Origin of the sequence: Chryseobacterium defluvii, from assembly GCF_003634775.1 — a bacterium.
Taxonomy (GTDB): domain Bacteria; phylum Bacteroidota; class Bacteroidia; order Flavobacteriales; family Weeksellaceae; genus Chryseobacterium; species Chryseobacterium defluvii.
In genome coordinates this window covers 986,675-1,010,872 of the sequence record NZ_RBXB01000002.1, presented here as the reverse complement: position 1 = coordinate 1,010,872, position 24,198 = coordinate 986,675, and the positions used below count along the sequence as shown (strand labels likewise).

The 24,198-nt window shown below is 37.5% G+C and carries 28 protein-coding genes; 8 read left to right on the top strand and 20 right to left on the bottom strand.

Annotation, left to right across the window (positions count from 1 at the left end; translation table 11 throughout):
* Positions 1-7: 7 nt before the first annotated feature.
* From BCF58_RS11420 to BCF58_RS11365, 13 genes are all read right to left on the bottom strand, one after another.
* On the bottom strand, positions 8-1,531 hold the full coding sequence (locus BCF58_RS11420; RefSeq protein WP_121461897.1) for an FAD-dependent oxidoreductase: 1,524 nt from the start codon (positions 1,529-1,531) through the stop codon (positions 8-10).
* Between the two features lie 58 nt (positions 1,532-1,589).
* Positions 1,590-1,766, bottom strand: a complete 177-nt coding sequence (locus BCF58_RS17405; RefSeq protein ID WP_170149005.1) for a hypothetical protein — start codon at positions 1,764-1,766, stop codon at positions 1,590-1,592.
* Positions 1,767-1,854: 88 nt separating this feature from the next.
* A complete protein-coding gene (locus BCF58_RS11415) occupies positions 1,855-3,324 on the bottom strand; it encodes an alpha-amylase (protein ID WP_121462059.1) in 1,470 nt (489 codons plus the stop codon).
* A gap of 4 nt (positions 3,325-3,328) precedes the next feature.
* The gene (locus BCF58_RS11410) at positions 3,329-4,081 is read right to left on the bottom strand and encodes an SDR family oxidoreductase (protein WP_121461896.1); all 753 of its coding nucleotides are present in this window, start codon (positions 4,079-4,081) and stop codon (positions 3,329-3,331) included.
* A 7-nt stretch (positions 4,082-4,088) separates the two neighbouring features.
* On the bottom strand, positions 4,089-4,889 hold the full coding sequence (locus tag BCF58_RS11405; RefSeq protein WP_228434786.1) for an SDR family NAD(P)-dependent oxidoreductase: 801 nt from the start codon (positions 4,887-4,889) through the stop codon (positions 4,089-4,091).
* A 3-nt stretch (positions 4,890-4,892) separates the two neighbouring features.
* Complete coding sequence (locus tag BCF58_RS11400) at positions 4,893-5,393, bottom strand: CinA family protein (RefSeq protein WP_121461895.1); 501 nt, start codon at positions 5,391-5,393, stop codon at positions 4,893-4,895.
* 267 nt (positions 5,394-5,660) lie between these two features.
* Positions 5,661-7,799, bottom strand: a complete 2,139-nt coding sequence (locus BCF58_RS11395) for a catalase (RefSeq protein ID WP_121461894.1) — start codon at positions 7,797-7,799, stop codon at positions 5,661-5,663.
* Positions 7,800-7,867: 68 nt separating this feature from the next.
* Entirely contained in the window at positions 7,868-8,254 is a 387-nt protein-coding gene (locus BCF58_RS11390; protein ID WP_121461893.1) for a hypothetical protein, read from the bottom strand.
* A gap of 15 nt (positions 8,255-8,269) precedes the next feature.
* A complete protein-coding gene (locus tag BCF58_RS11385) occupies positions 8,270-8,572 on the bottom strand; it encodes a hypothetical protein (RefSeq protein WP_121461892.1) in 303 nt (100 codons plus the stop codon).
* A 71-nt stretch (positions 8,573-8,643) separates the two neighbouring features.
* Positions 8,644-9,231 carry a ferritin-like domain-containing protein gene (locus tag BCF58_RS11380; protein ID WP_228434785.1) on the bottom strand — a complete coding sequence of 196 codons (588 nt, stop codon included), beginning with the start codon at positions 9,229-9,231 and terminating at the stop codon, positions 8,644-8,646.
* Positions 9,232-9,305: 74 nt separating this feature from the next.
* Complete coding sequence (locus BCF58_RS11375; protein WP_121461891.1) at positions 9,306-9,974, bottom strand: KGG domain-containing protein; 669 nt, start codon at positions 9,972-9,974, stop codon at positions 9,306-9,308.
* Positions 9,975-10,196: 222 nt separating this feature from the next.
* On the bottom strand, positions 10,197-10,811 hold the full coding sequence (locus tag BCF58_RS11370) for a Crp/Fnr family transcriptional regulator (protein WP_228434784.1): 615 nt from the start codon (positions 10,809-10,811) through the stop codon (positions 10,197-10,199).
* Positions 10,812-10,867: 56 nt separating this feature from the next.
* Positions 10,868-11,464: a Crp/Fnr family transcriptional regulator gene (locus tag BCF58_RS11365; protein WP_121461890.1), complete on the bottom strand. Its 597-nt coding sequence runs from the start codon at positions 11,462-11,464 to the stop codon at positions 10,868-10,870.
* A 486-nt stretch (positions 11,465-11,950) separates the two neighbouring features.
* On the opposite strand from BCF58_RS11365, the gene BCF58_RS17595 reads away from it, so the two are divergent.
* Complete coding sequence (locus tag BCF58_RS17595) at positions 11,951-12,256, top strand: hypothetical protein (RefSeq protein ID WP_228434783.1); 306 nt, start codon at positions 11,951-11,953, stop codon at positions 12,254-12,256.
* A 63-nt stretch (positions 12,257-12,319) separates the two neighbouring features.
* Here BCF58_RS17595 and BCF58_RS11355 read toward each other — a convergent pair whose 3' ends face one another.
* Entirely contained in the window at positions 12,320-13,204 is an 885-nt protein-coding gene (locus BCF58_RS11355) for a DMT family transporter (protein ID WP_121461888.1), read from the bottom strand.
* A gap of 88 nt (positions 13,205-13,292) precedes the next feature.
* Here BCF58_RS11355 and BCF58_RS11350 point away from each other — a divergent pair, with 88 nt between their 5' ends.
* The gene (locus tag BCF58_RS11350) at positions 13,293-14,705 is read left to right on the top strand and encodes an aminotransferase-like domain-containing protein (RefSeq protein WP_121461887.1); all 1,413 of its coding nucleotides are present in this window, start codon (positions 13,293-13,295) and stop codon (positions 14,703-14,705) included.
* Between the two features lies 1 nt (position 14,706).
* Here the strand turns inward: BCF58_RS11350 and BCF58_RS11345 are convergent, their stop codons facing one another.
* Genes BCF58_RS11345 through BCF58_RS11330 form a run of 4 tightly spaced genes read right to left on the bottom strand, consistent with a single transcriptional unit; the run spans position 14,707 to position 16,662 of the window.
* Entirely contained in the window at positions 14,707-15,300 is a 594-nt protein-coding gene (locus tag BCF58_RS11345; protein ID WP_121461886.1) for a Crp/Fnr family transcriptional regulator, read from the bottom strand.
* Positions 15,300-15,674 (bottom strand): bacillithiol system redox-active protein YtxJ, encoded by a 375-nt coding sequence (gene ytxJ / locus BCF58_RS11340; RefSeq protein ID WP_121461885.1) that lies wholly within the window; start codon positions 15,672-15,674, stop codon positions 15,300-15,302. The genes BCF58_RS11345 and ytxJ overlap by 1 nt, the downstream gene beginning before the upstream one ends.
* Entirely contained in the window at positions 15,671-16,132 is a 462-nt protein-coding gene (locus BCF58_RS11335; protein WP_228434782.1) for a DUF1569 domain-containing protein, read from the bottom strand. Before BCF58_RS11335 ends, ytxJ begins: the two co-directional genes overlap by 4 nt.
* Positions 16,126-16,662, bottom strand: coding sequence for a YfiT family bacillithiol transferase (locus tag BCF58_RS11330; RefSeq protein ID WP_121461884.1), 537 nt, complete (start codon positions 16,660-16,662; stop codon positions 16,126-16,128). The genes BCF58_RS11335 and BCF58_RS11330 overlap by 7 nt, the downstream gene beginning before the upstream one ends.
* Positions 16,663-16,771: 109 nt before the next feature.
* Between BCF58_RS11330 and pncA the strand changes: the two genes are divergently transcribed.
* Together pncA and BCF58_RS11320 are read left to right on the top strand one after the other, a co-directional pair.
* Positions 16,772-17,377 carry a bifunctional nicotinamidase/pyrazinamidase gene (pncA, locus tag BCF58_RS11325; protein WP_121461883.1) on the top strand — a complete coding sequence of 202 codons (606 nt, stop codon included), beginning with the start codon at positions 16,772-16,774 and terminating at the stop codon, positions 17,375-17,377.
* Positions 17,377-18,063 carry a hypothetical protein gene (locus BCF58_RS11320; RefSeq protein WP_121461882.1) on the top strand — a complete coding sequence of 229 codons (687 nt, stop codon included), beginning with the start codon at positions 17,377-17,379 and terminating at the stop codon, positions 18,061-18,063. The genes pncA and BCF58_RS11320 overlap by 1 nt, the downstream gene beginning before the upstream one ends.
* Positions 18,064-18,199: 136 nt before the next feature.
* Here BCF58_RS11320 and BCF58_RS11315 read toward each other — a convergent pair whose 3' ends face one another.
* Positions 18,200-19,315: a pseudouridine synthase gene (locus BCF58_RS11315; protein ID WP_185144838.1), complete on the bottom strand. Its 1,116-nt coding sequence runs from the start codon at positions 19,313-19,315 to the stop codon at positions 18,200-18,202.
* Between the two features lie 102 nt (positions 19,316-19,417).
* On the opposite strand from BCF58_RS11315, the gene aroB reads away from it, so the two are divergent.
* The 4 genes from aroB (at position 19,418) to BCF58_RS11295 (ending at position 23,063) form a co-directional block, all read left to right on the top strand.
* Entirely contained in the window at positions 19,418-20,464 is a 1,047-nt protein-coding gene (aroB, locus tag BCF58_RS11310) for a 3-dehydroquinate synthase (protein WP_121461881.1), read from the top strand.
* A 270-nt stretch (positions 20,465-20,734) separates the two neighbouring features.
* Complete coding sequence (locus BCF58_RS11305) at positions 20,735-21,364, top strand: porin family protein (protein ID WP_121461880.1); 630 nt, start codon at positions 20,735-20,737, stop codon at positions 21,362-21,364.
* 150 nt (positions 21,365-21,514) lie between these two features.
* Positions 21,515-22,096, top strand: coding sequence for a porin family protein (locus tag BCF58_RS11300; RefSeq protein ID WP_121461879.1), 582 nt, complete (start codon positions 21,515-21,517; stop codon positions 22,094-22,096).
* Positions 22,097-22,340: 244 nt separating this feature from the next.
* The gene (locus BCF58_RS11295; protein ID WP_121461878.1) at positions 22,341-23,063 is read left to right on the top strand and encodes a porin family protein; all 723 of its coding nucleotides are present in this window, start codon (positions 22,341-22,343) and stop codon (positions 23,061-23,063) included.
* An 87-nt stretch (positions 23,064-23,150) separates the two neighbouring features.
* On the opposite strand, the gene BCF58_RS11290 is transcribed toward BCF58_RS11295, so the two are convergent.
* Positions 23,151-24,098, bottom strand: coding sequence for a glycerophosphodiester phosphodiesterase family protein (locus tag BCF58_RS11290; RefSeq protein ID WP_121461877.1), 948 nt, complete (start codon positions 24,096-24,098; stop codon positions 23,151-23,153).
* Positions 24,099-24,198 lie beyond the last annotated feature (100 nt).

Sequence of the window (24,198 nt, the reverse complement as noted above, 5' to 3'; positions counted from 1 at the left end):
TTAATAATTAAATATCCGATTCCAGGTCAATTTTTTGTAAACCTTCTACAGTTGGTCCAGTCAGTAGTCTGCCGTTAACGTTAAAACGGGAGCCGTGGCATGGGCAGTCCCATGTCATTTCCGCGCTGTTCCAACGGACTTCACAGTACGCGTGTGGACAGGTACTTTTGAGGGCATGCAATTTTCCGCCGATTTCCTTATATAGTGCATAGGAATTTCCGTCATACCAAATGATTTTGGCCTCTCCTTCTTTTATTTCTTCAAGTGAACGGATGTATTCCCTTGTCAGTTTGTCTTTTACCAGGTCAAATACAACTGTGGCATTTTCTTTTACAAAACTGGAAAACCCTGCTCCTACTTTTACCCTTCCCGGATCAAACAGCTTTTCGTACTTACTGCTTCCTTTTACGATCAGGTCATTCAGTATTTCTGAAGACAGACTTCCGAACATCATCCCGTTTCCACGGAAGCCGGTTGCCACATAAATCCGACCATTGCTTCCGGGCATTTTCCCAATATACGGAAGCCCGTCAACAGGTTCGTAATATTGGCTTGACCAAGTGTAATAAGGAACATCAAGATCAAAATACTGCCGGACATAATTTTCAAGCCGAGTAAAACATTCGCCGGTATCTTCCATATGTCCCGTCTTATGATCTTCACCTCCTGCTATCAGAAGCTTTTCACCATTGATTTCATGAACCCTGTAATAATGATAAGGATCTGAAAGATCATAACCCAATTGTTGTGTATAATCGGTATCCTTTAATTCGAAAGCAATAGCATAGCTTCTGTAAGGAGCATTGGTAAAATGCAGTTTGTTGACACCGGGAGGAATATGGGTAGCATACACCAGTTCATGTACCCGGATTACTCCTTTTGATGTATTTACTATCACTTCACCCTCTTCTTCTTCATGACTTTCACACAGGCAGTCTTCCACTATGTTTCCACCCGCGCTGAGGAAGGCTTCGCATAGACCTTTAATGTATTTTATAGGATGAAACTGGCCCTGATGCGGTATTATTACAGCTTTTTCAAAAGGAATCGGAAAAGGAATCTGATTACAATATTCCATTGTGTGCCCTACTTTTAAGCTGGCTTCTACCATATCGTCCAACTGTTTGGCCTGCTTTTCATCCAATGCAAAGAGATAGGCTTTTTTCTTTTCAAAATCACATTGAATACTAAATTCCGAAATGTTGGATTCAATAATATTCATAGCATTTTTTCCCGCTTCTGCGAGCAATTTTGCATTATCCAGCCCGAAATCATTTATCGCCTGGGCAAAGGTGGTATCAAAAAAATCATTGAGGTGGGCTGTAGTTCCTCCTGTAGCTCCAAAACCGATGTTGGCAGCTTCAATGAGGATGCATTTTTTCCCGGATTGCTGCAGTTTCAAAGCAGTAGATACACCTGTAATTCCTCCACCGATGACTGCCACGTCGAATAGTTGGTTTAAGTCCGTATCTGAAGAAAATCTTTTGATCTCTTCCTGCCACATACTTTTTCTGGCGCCGTCTCTGTACATAATCTTATTTTTAAAATATCAGAATGTAATTTACAGCCGGGAAACTTATTTTCTGGCTTTAACGTTTAATGAAGACCGTGTCATTTTCTGTTTTTCCGGAACTTTTATCATTGATGTTATTCCGTGCTGAACTTTCTTTAGGATCTGTAGTTTCTTCATCTTCAGGCTCACATTTGCAAGCTGTAGAAAAAGAAAGACATAAAAATCCTAACATAATTAAAGCGGTTGTTTTCATAACTCTTATGATAATTTGAATATTTTAAAATACAAATTTTTCAAAACAATTGTATTTTTATTTTAAAATATAATATAATAAATGATTATTATTTTTTAATCCATACACTTACGGATTCGGAGTTCACTCTGAAAATGCCTTTACCTTCCTCATCGAGTGTTACCGTATCACTTCTCTGTTGTAAGAAATCAATGTATTGAGCGTTGGCATGTTCGGCTCCCAGTTCTATTTCCTTATACCCTTCTTCACTGTTGGATAGGATGACCACACAGCCCGGATGTTCGTTATCTCCTGTTCTTACCCAGGCAATACAATTGGGATGATCGAAATAATTGATCTGCTCACCATATGCAAATTGTTGTCTTACTTGCAATAGGCCTGTTAAAACCTCTACCTTGGGTATGACTATATTTACTTCCTGATCATTCTGGATTTCAGTGTATTCCGCCCCAAACAGGTCCGGATAGAAAACACATGGATAAGCTTCTTTTGAGAGTAAAATAATGGCATAAGCTATGGGTTTGAACCAGTCTGAAACAGCAGATTCCAAGGCCTGGAATTTCTGGGTATCATGGTTTTCTACAAAAGAAACGGAGAATAAAGGATTTTCTTTTAAAAAAGTATTATCCAGAATCTTCGTCAGGTCATATTCTTTGCCTTCTTTGGATGCCGTGAAAAAATTATAGTGAAGCGGGGCATCAAAGCAGGATAAAAGATTGTCCATCCTATCAAAAAAATCGGATATTTTACCTGCATCGTCTTTCCAGAACTCGCCTAATATGAAACAATTCGGATCTATTTCCGTTTTGATATAAGAGATCCAGTCTTTTAAAAAATCCGCAGAAATATGCTTTAAAGCATCCAGGCGTATTCCATTTACTTTGGTGAGACTAATATACCATTTGATCCAGTTTTTCATTTCCTCGACTACATATGGATTACGGTATTCAATATCGGCACCCATGAGATAATCATAGTTGCCGAACTGATGGCTTACCGGGTTATTCCATTCTGTACCATATTCATTATGAATCTTGAAAACTCCTTTTATTTCTTCCTGGTCTTTGTGGATGATATCTATCCCGCTGAAGCATTGATGATCCCATATAAACCCGGAGTATTTACCGTTTCTGCCGGGGAAGGTAAATTTTGTAAAAGCATTTGCCGTGAATGGCTCTCCTAGTCTTTCATTACGGTTTTCTTCATTGACACGATGTACGGTAATCTCTTCTGCTTCATCTCCCCCCATTCTGTGATTCAATACGATATCGGCGTATATAGACATCCCGGATTCCCGGGCCTTTTGTATGGCATTCAGGTATTCCTCCTTAGTGCCATATCTTGTAGGGATGCCACCTTTCTGGTCAAACTCTCCCAGATCATACGGGTCGTACACATCGTAGCCTCTGCCCTCTTTTCCCAAATCACATTTAGTAGCCGGAGGGAACCATACAGCCGTAAAGCCAAGGTCTTTCAAATAATCCGCTTTTTCCGTAAATTCTTTCCAAAGGTTTCCCGGATGGTACCAGTGAAAAAACTGAATAATGATTCCATTCATTTTTTTAACCATTAACTATTAAACCTCCGTTTGGATGAATCACCTGCCCCGTGATTTGAGCGGCTTCATCTGAAACCAGGAATAAAAAGCTTGGTGCAATTTCTTCCGTGGAAGCATTTCGTTGTAAAGGCGGTTTGCTATAATCTTCTTCTTCCTCTCCGAATGTTTCTTTTGTTAATGGTGTGGCAACCGGTCCTGGTGCAACCGCATTGACACGGATTCCTTTCTGCTTTGCCTGTAATGCAAGAGAACGGGTAAAAGAAACAATAGCCCCTTTGGTTGCGGAATAATCAAGTAATTCAGGATGTCCCTGATATGCTACGGCAGAAGTTGTATTGACAATGCTTCCCCCTTCTTTTAAATACGGAAACACAACTTTTGTCAGCAGGATCATTCCTACAATATTGGAATCAAAAGTTTTTCTGATGTTTTCTTCTTCAAGTTCTTCAATCTTATCGGAAGGAAACTGTACCCCTGCATTGTTGATCAGGATATCAATTTTACCCAATTCTGCAATTACTTTTTCAACAGTCTGTTCGCAGAATTCATAATCATTGATATCTCCGGAAAAAAGAATACATTTCCGTCCTAATGCAGTAATTTCATCCTTGGCTTTTTCAGCACTTTCATGATCTTCATAATAGATGATGGCGATGTCTGCGCCTTCCTTAGCGAAAAGTAAGGCTGTTGCTTTACCTATTCCACTATCCGCTCCCGTAATAAGGACTACTTTATCCAATAATTTTAAGTTCCCCATATTTATCCTATTTTTCAGTTACCGGTTTTTGCATTTCTCCCATTCTATGGGCAGCCATGCTGTCTGTCGTAAGATTGATCATAGCGGCATTCAGCTTGTTTTTTATTCCTGAGATTACTTTATCATCTCCATTCATCAATGCATTGAAGCCATCTATAGCTACTTCTTCAGGAGAGGCAAGGTTATCTTTATCCTGAAGGATTTTGCTGTCGTTCATATCGGCTTTATTGAAGAAATCCGTATCTGTTGGCCCCGGTAGAAGCGCTGTTACGGTAATTCCTGTTTCTTTCAACTCTTCCCGTATGGCTTCGGACCAGGATAGTACAAAAGCTTTGGTACCATGATACACCGAATGCCATGGACCCGGTGCTTTGCTGGCAATGGATGCCAGATTTAAGACTTTTCCGGATCCTTTTGGAAGACGGTCTTTAATAAATAATTTGGTTAATATGATGACTGAAACAATATTGAGGTTAACGATATCTACTTCCCGGTGAATATCGGTATCCTGAAATTTTCCAAATACTCCCTGTCCGGCATCATTAACAAGGATTTCCGGACTTATTCCGTTCTGCTGAAGTTCTGAATACAGGGAATAAACTTCATCCGGCAGGAATAAATTTTTCGAAATACAGATGACATTGACTCCGTATTTTCTGAATTCTTCCGCTTTATTATTCAGGTCTTCATGATTTCGGGCAACAATAACAAGATCATATCCGCTTTTAGCAAATAATTTAGCCAGTTCATATCCGATTCCGCTGGTAGCTCCTGTAATAAGGACATATTGATTTTTACGTTCCATCATCCTTTATTTTAATATTAATAGCCTGTTCATTTCACTTTTAAAGCACCCCAAAATGAATTCTGTATAATATAACTGAGCATTCAGGGCCTGAGTTTTGGGGTGCAGTTCAAGTTTTTTCGTAAGAACGATTTCTCCTTTATAGGAAAAGGAGAAGTAAGCAAAAATTTTATATGAAGAACTTCGTATGGGTGTACAATATCCGGTAGTGGCAATAGACCAGTCGGTTTTAAACATTTCGGCGACATTTAATGCCATGGTTTCCACAATGTTTTCCGAAACACAGTCACATTCTTCTGCCTCTGCTCTGTCGACTTTTAAGAGTCTTACTTTTTCCGGTAATGAATATGCTGTAATTCCCCCCATATAAAACAGGGATGCATTGGGCATTTGTGAAAAAGCAAGCTGTAGTAAGCCTGAAGTTACACTTTCAGCAACGGAAATAGTCTCATCTGTAGTCATTAATGACTCGCTTATATATTCTAAAAGATTTTTTTGAAATTCCATAATACTTCTATTTAAAGTGATTGGTTTACATTATTTTCAGAACATTGCCTGTTCCATGGATCAAGCACTGCTTTTACACATCCGTCTTCTTTTTATCGAAGATTTCCTAACCTTTGCAAGATCATCTATCGGTAGATCATTAGGGTCATCATCACCCAGTATGCCCCGTCCGGGTTATACAAGATCTGTCAGCTGATCTATACTATGGCACTGTCATGCTTTCATAATTCATATGTAAAGTGGTGGTGTGAAGGGTGTTTTGATTATTTAAGCATGGGTGTTTCGTTCCAGTTCAAGATCCCATACCCTGTGCCGGGCAATGGCCTCTATGAATTTTTCTTCAGGGTCTTTCTCCTGCGGTGTGATGATAGCGGGATCTTCATGTTTTCTCAAACTTACATTGCTGTTTTTATATAATGCATCCGTTTCCGCACCGAAATAAATGGCCTTGCAATGTTTATACGCTTCATTGATAAAGTGCAGCACGAGATGTTTGTTTTCCGGAATTAAAAGTTCTTTTGTGGAATTTTCCCCGGCAGCAATATATAAGGCATCAAAACATACACTTGCAGTGCTGGTAAGGGAATGTTTTGGGATGAATACGGTTCCGTCACCGGTTTTCACCGGGGCTAAACTAGGAGCAATGATTTCAACAACAGCTCCGGCTTCTTCAAGCTTATTTTTCAGTACATTGATTACTTCCGTATCTGCTCCGTTCCCCATAATGAAACCTATTTTCCGGCTCTTAATGGTATCCTTGACCGTATTCTTCATACTTAGTGCTTCAGAGATTTTAGTATTGGGCTCTCTTTCCTCACTTTGCAGCTCTATGAGATTGCTGTCAGCAGGTAAACTTTGATTGGGCCAGTCCAGTTTTTTAACTTCCAAGCCTAGCTTTTCAGCGACTCTCCATGCTAAAAACATATCAATAAAAGCGAGCTGACCTACCATTCTTTCTCTTATCTCCGGAATTGTAACTTTTGATAGCTCAAAAATGAGGGCGTTCTGAAGATGCATTTTTTCCGGGGTTGACTGGCTGTTGTAAAATAATTTGGCCTGGGAATAATGATCTACAAAGCTTTTGCTTCGTTCTCTTACCTTACTTCCAGAAATTCTTTCCTGATGAGACGCAAACCCTCCTTCTTTCATCATCGCCTGGAATGGGCACCCGCCTCCGATTGAATTAGGCTCATAACTTACCTTACCTTTCACGATCTGCTGCCTCATGTGCCCGTCCCGCTGATTATTGTGAACGGTATTGAGGGATCTGTTGATAGGGATTTCATGGAAATTAGGTGATCCCAGTCTGGATAACTGAGTGTCTGTATATGAAAATAATCTTCCCTGCAGTAAAGGATCATTGCTGAAATCTATGCCGGGAACCAAATGACCGGGATGAAAAGCAATCTGTTCGGTTTCTGCAAAAAAGTTATCAGGATTTTTATTTAGTGTTAAAGTACCTATCAGTTCTACAGGAACCTCTTCTTCAGGAATGATTTTAGTAGGATCCAGAAGGTCAAAATCAAACTTGTGTTCATCAGCTTCAGGAACGAGCTGTACTCCAAGATCCCACTCTGGGAATGCCCCGTTTTCGATGGCTTCCCACAGATCCCGTCTGTGAAAGTCCGGATCTACTCCGGAAATCTTCTGAGCTTCATCCCATGCCACGGAATGAATTCCTAATTTAGGTTTAAGGTGGAATTTCACGAAATGAGCATCCCCTTCATCATTAATAAATTTAAAAGAATGTACTCCGAAGCCTTCCATCATTCTGAAGCTTCGCGGAATAGCCCTGTCACTCATCAGCCACATGATCATATGCATGCTTTCTGGCATCAGGGAGATAAAATCCCAAAATGTATCGTGGGCAGAAGCGGCCTGGGGGATTTCATTGTCCGGCTCAGGTTTTACAGCATGTACCAAATCGGGGAATTTAATGGCATCCTGAATGAAAAATACAGGCATATTATTGCCTACGAGGTCATAATTGCCTTCTTCCGTATAAAACTTTATGGCAAATCCTCTGACATCCCGGGCTAAATCTGTACTTCCCCTGCTTCCTGCAACGGTTGAAAATCTTACAAATACAGGAGTTTCTTTGCCTAGTTCTCTTAAAAAACCTGCCTTGGTATATTTTTCAAGACTTTTAGTGAGTTTAAAGACTCCATGGGCGCCTGAACCACGGGCATGAACTATTCTTTCAGGAATCCTTTCATGATCGAAATGGGTGATTTTTTCCCTTAAAATAAAATCTTCCAATAAAGTGGGCCCTCTGTCCCCTGACTTTAAGGAATCCTGATTATTGTTGATTTTAAGACCTTGATTGGTAGTTAGTTGTTCGTTCTCATTGGATGTGCTTAATGAATCTAACTGTTCTGTTTTTTTGTTGTGGCCATCATTTTTCATATCGTAATATTTTTTATGGTTGGTGTTTCAAGATTCAAAAAGCTGCTGAAAAGCGCGCTTTATTCCTGCTATTCTGTATAATTCCTTTCTATATCAAGGGTGTTTAAAAGTTTATTTAGGTATTCTTCTTCTTTTAAAACCTTATAATAGGCGGTTTTGGCATAAATGGTAAAATAAGGGTCATCCATTTTTATTTCGGAACCGGTATAAACAATGTTCCCCGAATTTTCATTATGATATTGGCTGATATGTACAATATATTCCTGAATGTAAGTGTCTATAACCTTTTTTAAAATTTCACATTTTGCATTGTTCTTTACTTTTTCCAGGGATTTTATCAGGAATGCCGTTACTCCGTAAGAATTGATCACACTGGGAAACAAGGATTCGTTTTCAATTACATTGTTTTTATTATTCAGATCAGAATACTTTAAAGCGTCGGTTTCAAAAATCATAGCTTACTCAGTTTTTTAATTATTAGCGACTTTCAAATACTTTTCAAAATAATGGAGGTCTTCTTTTTCTTTAATGGACAGATAAAACATGACTTGTATGGGCTCCTTTCTTCCGATACTCTGGAAACTATCAAAATGGGCAATGAGTGCCTGGATATTTTCAATGTTTACATCTTTTACAATCACAAAGAGCAGGAAAATATTTTCTCTTATCTCTCTTGCATAGATTACGGCTCCATCTTCAAACCAATCCCCTTTATTTGCCACTTTAATAAAATGTTCAGTCCTTAGTGTTTTTAAGATCTTCTGTTTGTTCATTGATTTGAGTATTCTTGGTTAAATAAGCCACATAGAGTTTTTACCCTACATGGCTCAATATGTTTTTAGGATTAACCTTCCTGTTCTGCATCGAAATTGATGAAGGTTTCAGCAATTTCAGTAAGGTTATAATCGGTGTCTTCTTCTTCCTGTAATGTCTTTTCCAATAAATCAGCGGCTTTGTCATGGCCCATGGTAATTGCCAGTTGAGCAAGTCCGCCATAGGTTGCAATTTCATAATGTTCTACTTTCTGTGCTGCAATAATCAGGGCTGCATCACGGGTCATAGAACCTTCCGGAGTGGATTTTATAACTTCTTCGCCTTCTTTTATGAGCCCTTTTATAGCTTCACATTCTTTTTTCTCAGGTTTTTCATCGATCAGCTTGAAGACTTTTTCCAAACGGCTTATATGCTTTTTGGTCTGAAGCTGATGGTCTTCAAAAGCTTCTTTTAATTCTTCCGTAGTGGCTGCATCGTGTATTTTTTCCAATGCGTCAATGATTGCATTTTCTGCATAGTAAATGTCTTTGAGGGCATCTACAAAAAACTTATGCAGGGGAGAGTTTTTCATTTCATTCGATTTCACAGTTGCATTGTCTACCGAGCTTTTTTTCTCTGCAGCTGTTATCATGTTGTTTTCTGCTGTTTTAGTTGCCATAATGTAATGTGGTGTTTAATGTTGAAAAGATTACCTCTTTACTTTACCATAAAGAGGCAATCATGGAAAAAGAATTATGAATTGTTACGTCTGCCTCCAAATCCGGATCTTCCGGAGGACCTTCCGCCGCCATGAGATGTTTGTCCGCCCATACGAGCAAATCTCGTACGTCCGGCTTTACTCATGGAAGCAAAACCTCTTCCGGATGCCTGTGATCCTGAGTTGGAACCTTGACCTGAACCGCTGCTATTTCCTGATCCGGAATTCGAACCCCTGGTTCTTCCGCCGCCATGAGAGGCTTGCCCTCCCATACGTGCAATTCTGGTACGTTCGGCTTTACTCATGGAAGCAAAGCCTCTTCTTGAGGTGCCGTTTCCTGATGAAGATCTTCCTCTTCCTCCATTTCCGTCTCTACCGGAGCCTAAACTGCCACGGGAACCGCCTCTGCCTACACCGGAAGTAAATCTTCCCTGGTTGTCTCTCTGCTGGTTTCCTCTGGTATCATCACTGTAATCTTCACCATCGTAGTCTTGGTCTTCATCATACTCATCATCATTTTCGTTTTCATAATCTTCATAATAATCCTCAAAATCTGAGAAGTCATCATCATAATCTTCATCCTGCGATGCATCATTATAACCATGGTCATACCCTAATTGATATACTTCTTCAAGAGTTGACCGGGAATCACTGTGAGAAGAATTGTTTCTTGAGCTACGATTTCTTGAATTTCTAGTGTTCATAACTAAATTTTTTATAATTAATATTAAGTGATGTACTGTCGTCCCCTAACTAGCATCAGGACAACAACAAATGTGTGTGGTTAAAATGCGTGAATATGAAAAGCCAAAGAGCTTTAAATGTTGCCTCTCATGTGAGGTCTTAAGTATATTTTGTAAATTTTATACATCAAATGTACAACCGAATAACTTACTTTTTTATGACTTGGGTCATAAACAGAAGTATTAATAAAGAATTTTTTTGTTTTCTATCTTCAAAATACCCTCTTTTTCCATCTTTTTCAGGAAACGTATGACAGTTTCTACCCGTAATCCGGTAAGATTGGCCAATTGTTGTCTTGTTATTTCCACAAGATAGGAATAAGGCGCATCCTCCTTGTGGTAGCTTTTTAAATAATCCAATAAACCTTTAATCCTGGAAACAGGATTTTGAGAGGCAAGATTATGGATCATTAATGACTTATAATACAATTTCTGCGCAAGGCATTTATTCATTTCCAGTGAAATTTCAGGACGTTCCTTCAACAATTCCATGAAATTATTTTTAGAAAGGCGGATAATTTCAACGGGGGTTAACGCGATGGCATTCATGGGATACTGTTCATTCAAAAATATCAGGGAATCTCCAAAACTCTGGTACTTTCCCAATATATTATGGATGAATTCTTTCCCTTCATCGTTATAATTATTCAGTTTAACTTTTCCTTCTGCGATCTGAAAATAGTAAAGTGCATAATCATTTTCGCGGAAAATAATATCACCTTTCTTATACTGTTTTTTTTCTGCACCGGCTGAGTACAAAATTGCCTCATTGATGTTCATGCAGCTTACCGTTTTCATAATTTGTGCTTGTGTGGTTAATAAAACGAATTGTGAAACTCTAGATTAAAGCATGCTTAATATAGAATTTTACGATCCTGGATTTTTACGATTTTATCTCTTTCCATTCCCTTAATAGTCCTTATAGCAGTCTCTACACAAAGACCGGTTAAACTCGCCATCTGCTGTCTTGTTAAAGGCACCAGAAAAGAATACGGTCTGATATCCTCCTGAAAGCTCTTAAGATAATCGAGGAGTCCTTTAAGTCTTGCGGCAGGATTCTGGGAAGAGATGTTCTGCATCATAATAAATTTATAATACAGGCGCTGGGACATAAAGCTGCTGATCTCAAGATACAATCTCGGAGACTGTTCCAGCAATGCCAAAAACTTTGATTTCAGAAGTCTCAGAATACTACATTCAGTGAGAGTTTCAGCATTTACGGGGTAGGGTTTCTGTATAAATAAGAGGGATTCTCCGCAACTTTGTCCATCCGACAGAATATTTTGGATGAATTCTTTTCCGTCTTCATTATAATTATTCAGTTTCACTTCCCCTGTTACAATCTGATAATAGTAATTAGGCATTTCCCCTTCGGTGAATATAAATTCTGAAGGTTCATAATTTTTGATACTTGCACCTGCTGAATACAAAATATCTTCTTTAATAACCATAATAACCTTTTTTTAATGTTCTTTCTTTTACTAGCTTAGTAAAATATAATTGGGAAGCTTACAAAAAACTGCAAAAATCACACCCCTTCCCCTTTTTACATAGTTAAAAAAGGTTAAAATTGAAATATTGTATTATTTTTTATTTATGTGTGCTTTATTTTTGATTAGTGAATAGTATAGATTGTGATTTCATAATAAATAGCCCATCCTGTAGATAATATTATAATAATCCAAATCCGGAATGGTACTGTTTGTGAGGTTTCACTCCCGTTGATCAGAAATTTTTTTTGATTTCCTTTATCATAGGCATTGATCATTAAGACAATGTACCATCCGTCACATCCTTGTTTTTAGTCCTTCTATTTTATCTGGATTCCAGTTTCATTAAATAATGCCAAGTCAACCATAAAATCTATTTATAAGTTAAAAAAATTTCCGAATTAAACAGATCGTTTAAGCCTTCCTGAAAAGAATGATTATTGATGTATGAGCACATATCAATTCTCTTCTTATCAAAATAAATATGTACTAGCCGTTGAAATAAATTATTTGCTGTTTTTAATGGAATCTAATCATACAATGTACTTCAACGGAAATGTAATGTCACAAGAATCAAGAGTTACCTGTGCATTTCCGGAGACCATACTGTCGCCAGTATTCAGGCTGTCTAGATGGGTTGGTTGGGCCTGCGGCTCTTTCTTACAGCTCAGGACCAGTAATCCTGAACCTAAGATTATTGATACATTCGTTTTTCATACTATTAAATTTTTGAGGGGTATTTTTCAAAATTAATTCAATAGTATGCTTAATCCTTATGACTGGAGTCATAAGCGATTGACTTAAAAAAGGGATATTTTACTTCTGAAATCTTTTAGTACCGGCAACGCAAAGAATTACTCCTAATGTAACTCCCACCATTCCAATACTTATTTGTTCATTTAAAAGATAAGCAGCTAAGGCTAACCCGAAAAAGGGTTGTAATAACTGTAACTGCCCTACTGAAGCTATTCCGCCCTGAGCTAATCCCCGGTACCAGAAAATAAAGCCGATGAACATGCTGAAAAGAGAGATATAGGCTAACCCAGCCCATGCTTGTACACGAATATCAATAGCAGACAAAGGAAAATAAATAATGCATAAAGGCAGCATAACAGGTAAAGACAATACAAGGGCCCAGGAAATAACCTGCCATCCGCCCAATGTTTTGGAGAGTTTTGCTCCTTCTGCATAACCAAGTCCGCACACAACAACACCAATTAGCATAAGAACATCCCCTATAGGAGAAGCCGAAATACCTTGTGCTATAGCATAACCGATCACCAACAGGCTTCCGATACCTGAAAAAAGCCAGAATACAGGACGGGGACGTTCACCGCCACGAATGACACCGAATATCGCTGTCGTAAGAGGAAGCAAACCTAAAAAAACAATAGAATGAGCAGAGGTTATATATTGCAGCGCTAAGGAAGATAATAACGGAAAACCTATTACACAGCCTATTGAAACTATAATTAATGAAAATCCCTGATTTCTCTCCGGTCTTTTTTCTTTATATAATACAAGTGCCGAAAGGGCAAGAATACCTGCAATAGTCGCACGCGCCGTAGTTACAAAAATAGGATCCATTTCCATTACAGCCAGTTTAGTGGCAGGTAGTGACCCTCCGAAAAGAACAACTCCTATGAAACCGTTGATCCATCCGCTTACGGTCTGATCCTTTGATAATTGATTTGCTATCATCTGATTTTATGTATACCTCAAAATTATAAAGGAAAAATAGATAAGCACAGTATCAGTTTTGTATATTTGTATGGATACAGTTTGAAATATGCAAAAAGAATTTTTATACACGGAGATTTCCAATGGAATAGCAACCCAAATCAGAAAAGGAATTCTGAAAGCAGGAGATAAATTACCTTCAGTAAGAACATTATGTCAGGAACACAGGATCAGCATGAATACAGCAAAACGTGTTTTTCTGGAGCTGGAATCACAATCGCTTATAGAATCCAAACCGCAATCCGGTTTTTTTGTAAGCAAACTGCTTGATGTAAAACTTCCGCTGGCACAAACCAGCCGTCCTTCATTAATAGCTGATCATGAAGAGCCCGATGAACTGATCAGTAAAGTATATGAAAACCTAGGAAAGAAAGATATTACCCTGTTTTCCATCGGTATTCCCTCCGGCGATCTGCTTCCCCAGAACAAGCTGAAAAAAGAAATTATCAACGCAACCCGGGAATTGAATGGAGGGGGAACGGAATATGAAGAGCTTCAGGGAAATTTAAAACTCCGGAGAATGATAGCCCTGAGATCAGGACTATGGGGCGGAAACTTTGACGAAAGCGACCTGGTTACCACTAATGGAGGAATGCAGGCTTTATCTTTTTGTTTAATGGCTTTAGGAAAACCAGGAGATACGGTAGCTATTGAAAGCCCGTGTTATCCGGGGATTCTTCAGCTGGCCAACGGATTAGGAATGAAAGTTCTGGAATTACCCACTCATCCCACTACCGGAATTGAAATTGAGGCATTGAAAAAAAACCTTCCCAAAATTGATATCTGCTTACTCATCCCCAATTTCAATTCACCACTGGGGAGCTATATGCCTGATGAAAATAAAAAAGAAATTGTAAAGCTGCTGTCAGACCATAATATTCCGCTGATAGAAGATGATGTGTATGGTGATCTTTACTTTGGTTCTCATCGTCCTAAATGCTGTAAATCTTTTGATAAGGAAGGGAATGTTCTGTATTGCAGTTCCATTTCAAAAACCCTGGCTCCGGGTTATCGGGTGGGATGGATTGCTCCGGGAAAATATAAAGATAAAATTCTCAAGCTTAAACTTCTTCATTCAACCTCTTCCATTACCATCGTGAATGAGGCAGTCGCTAATTTTCTGAAAAGCGGAAGATATGAAAAACATTTATACCAATTGCGCCGTACACTGCAAAGCAATTATCAGAATTATGTTCAGACTATTGCAGCATCTTTTCCTGAAGGAACAAGAACCAGCCGTCCTCAGGGCGGGCTTTCTTTATGGGTGGAATTTGATAAGGCCATTCAGACAAGAGAATTATATGACAGGGCCATTAAACAAAATATCAGCATTGCTCCCGGAAGAATGTTCTCTCTCCAGGATCAGTTTGAAAACTGTATGCGTCTCTGTTTTGGGCTTCCCTGGTCGGATAACACCAGATCCAAACTGGAACAGATTGGAAAACTGGCCAAAATGATGTAAATTACCTGTCCGGAACAAAATTTTTCCTGGCCAGCTCTTTTCTTACCCGGCTTAAACTTTCAGGAGTAATGCCCAGGTAAGAAGCGATCATCCATTGAGGGACTCTTAACAGTAAATCAGGATACATTTTGATGAATTTCATATATCTTTCTTCTGCAGTTTCGCCTAATAAAGAATTAATCCTGTTCTGCAGACTCCTGATATGTTTTTGAAGTAAAAAATCACTTCTTTCGATACTGTTGGGAAATTGCTCAACAAGCTTATTGAAGAAATCCGGATGTAAAAACAAAACTTCGGAATCCTCAACGGCTTCTATATAATAGACTGACTTTTCGTTGAAATAAAGACTGCTTCTGTCTGAAATCAACCAGCTTTCAGGAGCAAACTGGATAATGTGCTCCTTGCCGTTTTTATCAATAGAATACATTTTTAAAAGCCCTTTTTCAACAAAGAATATATGTCTGCATATTTCCCCATATTGTAATAAAAATTGATTCTTAGGAATCTTTTTCACTTCATAATGGAGGCTGCAGGTGTTCACTTTTTCAAGGGGAACATTTAAAACTTGAGCTAAATAACTGTTAATATTCTTCATTAGATAATTTGGCTTATAGATATATCTTGGTGTGAAGCGTTGTTAATGGCCTTACCGTCCTCTAATACTATCAATTGAGGGCTTTCATGTCTGATCCCGAAATCTTCGGCGATCTTATTTGAAACCGATCTATGCGCTAACAAATCTAAGTAATAAAAACTTATCTTTTGATCTATATCTTCTATTTCTTTTTCAAAATTTTTCAATACTGTTTTGCTGATAAAGCAGCTAGTTGAATGCTTGAAGATTACGGTTTTTTGATGATAGGAATTTTCTACAGCTTCATTAAGGTCCTTTTCAGAAGCAATGATTTTCCAAAGGGATGATTGTTTCGGCGCTTCATTCTCGCCAAATAGTTTTCCAAAAATACTCATACATTAAATTGTTTGAGATGGTGATCAAGATGTTTGAATTCTAAAAAGCCCCAGTCGTTCTCATTCATTTTTCCAAATAACATGTGATGTTCCGGTAAGCTTTTATTTATAAATGCACTCCAATAATCCTCCATCGTTTGTAAAAGGCCGCTCCGGGCTTCATTAAAGTCGCAGTCAAAATTAACGATTAGTTTTTGAAAAGTGGGCATATTGCGGGGAATACCATTATTAAAAACATACATTTCTCTTTTTGTACAGATCCCGATCCATTTCAATAAGAAGTTAATTTCAGAAAGTTCTATCTTATTCAACGGAATCTGAAGAACAAGATCACAATGCTTCAGCATTTGGGATACGTTCATTTTCCCCCATTTTCCCTGGGAATTTTCAGACAATCCGGAAATCCTTTCAAGGATCTCTTCAAAATAAAGCCGATGGTGAAGCGTCTTTTTTACCAACCTTTTTCCTTCTTCAGATTTTCAATATGAGCAAAATGATGATGACAATGCCATACATAGAACGCCAGATAATTTCTCAGGTCATAATCCTTCTGCTGTTCCGGATGATGGAACGTCCTTTCAAACTGTTTATTGGTAAGACTTTTAAGAAGGATCGCCCATCTTTGGTGGGTCCCTTTTATCATTCTCATAGCCGGTTTCACAGGCATATTACGGCTGTCCTGAAGCTCTGCCCATTTAGCTTCATCATATGGCTTTATAGTAGGATTATCTTCCGTAAGAGCCAGTTTAAAACGAATAAAACTGTTGATGTGGCTATCTGCAATGTGGTTAATGAGCTGCCTTACAGTCCATCCTCCTTCCCTGTATTGGGTGTCCAGCTGATCATCGTTAAAATCTTCGATCAGGTTTTTAAGCCTTCCGGGAAAGCTTTTGATCACTTTAATATGTTCGTCCAATTCAATATCTGAAATATGAGCCGGCCATTCAAAAGGTCCGATCGGAAATTTCTTGTGTTCTAAATCACTCATTGCATTAATTATTAAATATAAATATTGTCGTTTTGTCCGATAATTCAGTTTGGACAGATATTTGAGTATTAGTTTTTGTAAATTTATCAAAAATTCGAGAAATCTAAATATGAAAAAAGCGTTAATAATAGTAGATGTACAGAATGATTTTTGTGAAGGAGGTGCATTAGCTGTTCCGGGAGCCAATGAAGTGATCCCGTATATCAATCTTCTGATGGAAGAAAATGAATATGATCAGATTGTTTTGACCCAGGATTGGCATCCTGAAAATCATAAAAGCTTTGCCAGCAACAATGGAAGAAAAGTAGGAGAAAGTATTATCCTGAATAGTGTTCCACAGTTTATGTGGCCGGATCATTGTGTACAGGGAACCTTCGGTGCGGAATTTCATAAAGACCTGAACAAGGATAAGGTAACCCATATCGTTCAAAAAGGCAAAAACCCAGAAATAGACAGCTACAGCGGCTTTCAGGACAATAATCATTTTATGAAAACCGGTCTTGATGACTTCTTAAAATATCACGACATCCAGTTACTGGAAATCGTAGGTCTGGCCTTAGACTATTGCGTAAAATTCACGTGTCTCGACGCGGTTGCTAACGGATATATCACCTGCCTTCATTTTAACGGAACAAGAGCAGTGAATGTAAAGCCGGATAACGGAAGAGACGCCATCTATGAAATGCTTCAGAAAGGAGTAACTATTCTTGGATAATGGAAAGCATTTTCAGAAAAAGCAGTAATAAATTCATTATCGAAGAAATTGCTTCTGTTTTAGATAACCATTCCATCGGATATGAGATTGTGGATAATGAAAAAGATTTTGATCCCAGTTTTGTGTCTAATCCCGGCAAAATAGAATATCAGCTCTTAGTTTCCAGAAATGATTTTGAAATGGCAAGTCAAGTCATTTCGGACTTTTATGCTCATGAAATCAGCATTCCGGAAGACTATTACCTGCTGGAATATTCCAATGAAGACCTGAAAGACATTCTCTTCAAAAAAGATGAATGGAATGAATTCGACTATGAAGCCGCAAGGAAAATATTAAAAAGTAGAGGCAAAGATTTGACCGATGAGGAACTGAGTTCCCTGAATGAAAAACGTCTTCAGTCTTTAAAAAATGATTATGAAAAGCCTGAACAGGTTAAAAACTATATTCTTTTCGGATATATTTTTGCTATTATCGGATGTGTGGTTTCCCTGTTTTGGGGAATATTAATCTTTGTGAGCTACGCCATTGCCTTAGTATTTATTAAACTGAAAAAACAACTTCCCAACGGTGAGAGAGTCTATTATTTCAATGAAAAAGACAGAAACCACGGGAAAAGAATATTAAAGCTAAGTTTGCTATTTACAGCTTTTTGGATACTTTTCTTTATTCTCAGAACGTATTTTTAGTATTGATTATAATGGTCATTCTGAACAAATTGAAACCTGTTTCAGAACAGTTAAAAAAACAAAGCGCGGTAAATTTACCGCGCTTTTTAGGTAAGGACAAGCAAGCTTATCACTTATAATTTTTAACTTATAGCTCTTAAAGCATTTTTAAGTTATTGACTTCTAAATCTGTAAGGATTCTCCAGTGACCTCGCTTAATGTTCTTCTTCGTTAATCCCGCAAACATCACTCTGTCCAGTGCTTCCACTTCATATCCTAATCGCTGGAAAATTCTTCTGATCACCCGGTTCCATCCGATATGGATTTCGATACCCACTTCATTTTTAGGCTTACCTTCAATGTAAGAGATCTGATCCACAGCAGCTACTCCTTCTTCCAGACGGACTCCGTCAGCAATAGCTTTCATATCTTCAGGAGATAGCTTTCTATCTAAAGTTACATGATAGATTTTCTTAACGTTGAACGACGGGTGCGTTAGCTTCTTTGTCATATGACCGTCATTCGTTAATAAAATAACCCCTGTTGTAGAACGGTCCAGTCTTCCTACAGGAAAAACCCTGTATGGGGAAGCGTTGGCCACCAGGTCCATTACCGTTTTTCTGGCTTTATCATCCTTGGTGGTGGAAATATAACCTTTAGGTTTATTGAGAAGCACATACACCGGTTTTTCAGGCGTGATATTTTGCCCGTCAAATACAACACGGTCTGTTTTCTGAACCTGATATCCCATTTCGGTTACTACTTTTCCGTTTACTTCCACCAACCCCTGAGTAATCAGTTCGTCGGCCTCCCTCCTGCTGCAAATTCCGGAATTGGCAATATATTTATTGAGACGGATGGTATCTTTATGAAGATCTTTATCAATCTTGGTCAGCCTTCTTTTCTGAACAAAAGATTTGGCTCTGTCATCGTCCCTGTCGTTTCTGTTGAAAGGTTTTTTACCAAACTTAAGATTACCTTTTTCATATTTTTCCCTGCTGTCAAAATCCCTGCCTCCTCTTTTGGAAGCTGGCTTTCCAAACGGCCTTTTTTCCTCGCCATCATTTTCACTTCTCTTAAAAGGCTTTTTTTCAAACTTTGAATTCGTTCCTTTATATTCGGAATTTCTTTCGCCGGATTTAGAAAAAGGTTTCTTAAAAGATTTTGATTCTGAAGAATTTCCAGATTTAGAGGCACGAGAATTATCAGAACTTTTCCTGGTTGAAATTCTTGGTCTTTTGGGTCTCTCTGAATTATTATTATCTCTGCTCATTCTAAAAATTTCTGCAAAGATACTAATTTAGTTACGAGTTAAAAATTAAGAATCATAACTTTGCATGATAGTTTTACTATTAATCTTATAGAAATTCAAAAAATGATAACATTCTTAAACGATAATTTTTCTCAGTTAAACGATTTTCTTCATGAAAGAACATTCAGCAAAATTTTTATCCTTGTTGATGAAAATACACATGAATACTGCCTTCCTACACTATTGGGCAATATGGAAACCGATTTAAACTTTGAAATTCTGGAGATTGAAGCCGGTGAGGAAATGAAAAATATACAGACCGCAAATCAGCTATGGGAAATTCTCACAGAAATGAAAGCGGACAGAAAAGCGTTGATGATCAATCTTGGAGGGGGCGTTATTACAGATATGGGAGGTTTTGTGGCTTCCACCTATAAAAGAGGAATTTCGTTTATTAATATTCCTACAACCTTATTATCTATGTGTGACGCCTCCATCGGGGGTAAAACAGGGATTGATCTGATGCACTATAAGAATATGGTGGGAACTTTTACGTTTCCTGAGCAGATTTTTGTATATCCTGAATTCTTGCAGACACTGCCTTTCAAAGAACTGAGAAGCGGTTTTGCAGAAATGTTGAAGCATGGGCTAATTGCAGATGAGAAACACTGGAATAATCTTATTCAGATCTATAAACTGGATGTGGAAGGGGTGGTTCCTCATATACAGACATCTATGGATATTAAGCAGGATGTCGTGGAAAAGGATTTTCATGAAAAAGATATCAGAAAAACGCTGAATTTCGGGCATACAATAGGTCATGCCATAGAAAGTCTGTGTTTGGAACAGGGAAATCCTGTTTTGCATGGTGAAGCGGTTGCGGCAGGAATGATCTGTGAAGCTCATTTGTCTTATCTCGAAGGTATTCTTTCGGAAGAAGATGCAGAAATTATTACTGAAAACATCAGAAGATATTATCCTTATTTAGATATAACTGATTTTAGTAATGATGATATCTGCTCTTTATTATTAAATGATAAGAAAAATACGGATAGTAAAATCAATTTTTCATTGCTTTCCGCGATCGGTTCATGCGTATATGATCATCAAAGCGATCAGAATAAAATACTGCAATCACTTGAATTTTATAGAAAATTGAATGATTTCTAACCCTTACCCTCATTTTTTTCATCTTATTTTTTTAAATTTTGACAAATTTGTCAATTTAGAGTATTTCTAAACAAACGTTTAATAGATTTTTAAAGCATTGATTTACAAGTAATTAAATTTTTAATTATTTCAGAGTTGATAAATATCATTACTGTTTTTTCGTGTCAATTCCTACTTTGGCAAACAATTTGAAATATAGTCTTCGTCAAAATGAAAATTGACGGTAGTAAAATTTAAAATTAGAAATAGTAAATATTAAAAAATTAAGTTATGAAAAAGTTAATTTTAGGATTAGCAGTGACTGCAAGCTCATTAGCATTTGCACAAACTACATCAACATCTTCTTCTCCGGTAGCATTTGGTATCAAAGCGGGAATGAACGTTTCTTCTTTATCTAAAGATGAAGGATTAGATGATCAAAAATCAAAAATCGGATTTAACGGTGGTGTTTTTGCTAATATCCCGGTTGCTAGCTCATTCAGTGTTCAGCCTGAGTTATTGTATTCTCAATATGGTAGCAAAGCTGAGTACACAGTATTAGGAGATAAATATTCGTCTTCAACCAATTTGGATTATCTTACAGTACCTGTAATGTTCCAATATAATGCGCTTCCTAACCTTTATTTAGAGGCTGGTCCGGAATTCGGATTCATGTTAAGTGCAAAAAATAAAGTTAAAAATGAATCTACTGGTAATTCATCTACTACAGATGATTTCAAAGATGATTTAAATACTTTTAACTTTGGTATCGGTTTAGGAGCAGGATATTATTTCACTCCGAACATCGGTCTTACGGCAAGATATGTGGCAGGTCTTACAGATATTGCTAAAGACAGACCAAGCGGTTCAGATGCGGTAAAAAACAACGTATTCCAGGTTGGATTAGCATTTAAATTCTAAAAAGAATTAGTAAAAGTAAATTAAATAATTATAAAGCCGGATTTATAGTCCGGCTTTATTTTTTTGCCTTTTTTAAATGGTTTGGCAAGAAATTTGCGTAGACGTGTATGTTATTAAATAATTCAAGTAATAATATAAAAATTTTTAACCATGAAAAAAGTATTATTAGGGGCAGCCTTAGTAGCAGGCTCATTGACATTTGCACAAAACACATCGTCTTCTTCTCCGGTATCTTTCGGATTGAAAGCAGGTTTAAACATTTCTACCATTTCCGGAGATGATTCCAAAGCAAAAGCCGGATTTTACGGAGGTGCTTTCGCTAATATTCCTGTTGCTAGTTCATTCAGTGTACAACCGGAAGTTTTATATAACGGTGTGGGAGCAAAAGCGGATGGAATGGAAGATTTAAAAATAAATTTAAGCTATATTTCCGTACCGGTAATGTTCCAGTATAATGCACTTCCAAACTTTTATCTGGAAGCAGGGCCTCAGTTCAGCTTCCTGATCGATTCTAAATTCAAATATCAGAACGTATCTGTAGATGGGAATGATTTTGTGAAAGGTTTCGATTTTGGAATCGGAATTGGTGCAGGATATTATTTCACTCCTAATATTGGTCTTACAGCAAGATATGTAGCTGGTGTTACCGATATTGCTAAGGAAACTAACGGTATCCAGGCTGAAGGAAAAAATAATGTTTTCCAGGTAGGATTAGCGTATAAGTTCAAGTAACAAATTTTATTTCAATAGAAAAGGTCAGGTTTATTTTTAAATCTGACCTTTTCATTTTACAGCTGTTTGGTATGCTTTTTAATTCCGTTTTTGCTTTTTTACTTTCATATGGGAAGTATATATATCAATAATAATTAATTGAATATCAGGTAATTATAATTTTGGCAAGCATTTTGCAAAATAATTCAAGTCTTGTTGAAAAATAAGACTTGAAGTTTAAGTAGTAAAATAAAAAAACGAAATTATGAAGAAGTTATTTCTAGGACTAGCAATAGTCGCTGGCAGTATGGCCTTTGCTCAGGAAACAAAAAACACAGTAACCACTACTCCGGTTAGCAACAACGGAAAAGACCCGGTGAAATTCGGGATTAAAGCTGGTGGTAATGCTGCTTCATTCAGCGAGCAGGTATTGAGCACTAAGAACCAGAAAATTGGATTTCATGCCGGGGTTCTTGTTAATATTCCACTTTCTCAAAAATTCAGCCTTCAACCCGAAGTATTGTATAATGAATTGGGAGCGAGAAGCGTAAATTCCTTTTCAGAGGTAACAACGGGTTCAACAACAGTGAAAACCCAGGATGAATATACTTCATCTTTACATTACATTTCAGTCCCGTTGATGCTTCAGATGAAACCTGCTAAAAATTTCTATATTGAAGCTGGGCCGGAATTCAGTTATTTTCTCAATGGAAAGAATAAGGGAGAAAGTACTGTGGCAACTACTACAGGAGGGGTTACCACTACCCAGACAGCTTCTTATTCGGAAGATATCAACAAGGATGACATTAAGAAGTTCAATGTAGGTTTAGGCCTTGGTTTAGGATATGATTTTACTCCGAATTTTGGTATTAATGCAAGGTATGTAAATAGCCTGACCCATATTGCCAATAATTCAGGGATATCTGAAGAAGCTAAAAATATCAATACCAACAGGGTTTTCCAACTAGGATTGAATTACAAATTTTAAAACCAATTTTTAACTGAAATGCATTTTTATGCATTATTGACCGGAAAATTTATTCCGGTCATTTTATTTTAGTTAATATGCAAAAAGCTACTCAAATATTCGTGGATCATCGCTGATGATACCATCTATTCCCATGCTTTTCAGTTCCTGTAACCTTTCTTTAGTATTGACGGTCCATGGAATTACTTTCATCCCTAATGCGTGACATTGCTGTATAAGTTCAGGAGTTACAAGATTATGTTCCGGGCTGTAAATCGTAGGAATGAAGCTTAGAAATTTCATATCTCCTGCCACCCCGCTAAGATGATTAGGATATAGCCTGAACTTTTCAACAGGTATATTTTTGAAGTGAGCCTGTTGTTGTGCCATTTTTTTGTCATCCACTTTTTCTACCAGCAATGCTGTCATTATTTTTGGGTGTTCTTTATGAATAATTTCAAGTGTTCTGGGGTCAAAAGACTGGATAATGACCCGGTCTTGAATTCCTTTTTCCAAAATAATCTTCATCATCAGATCTACAAATTCCTCAGGTTCTGGATGAAGGATATGATCAGAGAAAGGCCGTGTTTTGGTTTCTATATTATAAAAAGGTAACGGTCTTTTCAACTCACGTGCATAACTTTCACAAACATCTATTACTTCTGAAAAAAGAGGTTTCTGAACCTTCATCTTTTTTTGATCAGGAGAATTGCTCAGTGTTTTTAACCCTACATCAAATGTTTGAATCTTTGCATAAGGCATTTCGTAAATCTTATAATAAAAACCGGAATCTTTGGGGATATATGTACCGTCAGGCTTTGTCACTAATTCAGGGGAAAGAAAAGCATCATGGGAAAGGATTACTTTTTTGTCCTTGGTGATGGCTAAGTCCATTTCCAATGTGGTGACATTCATTTGTAAAGCATTCTTCATAGCCGGAATAGTATTTTCAGGATATAAGGATTTTCCTCCGCGGTGAGCCTGTTTATCGAAAGACTGAGCAAAATATAGCTGGGATAATATGACAAGAAGACTTGTAAAAAGTACGTTTTTCATACCTTGGGATTTTAATTTCACAAAACTAAAACTTATAGATGTTCTTTATAATACAGGAATATTAAGCTTTTGATACATTTATAAGTTGGAAACCCACAAT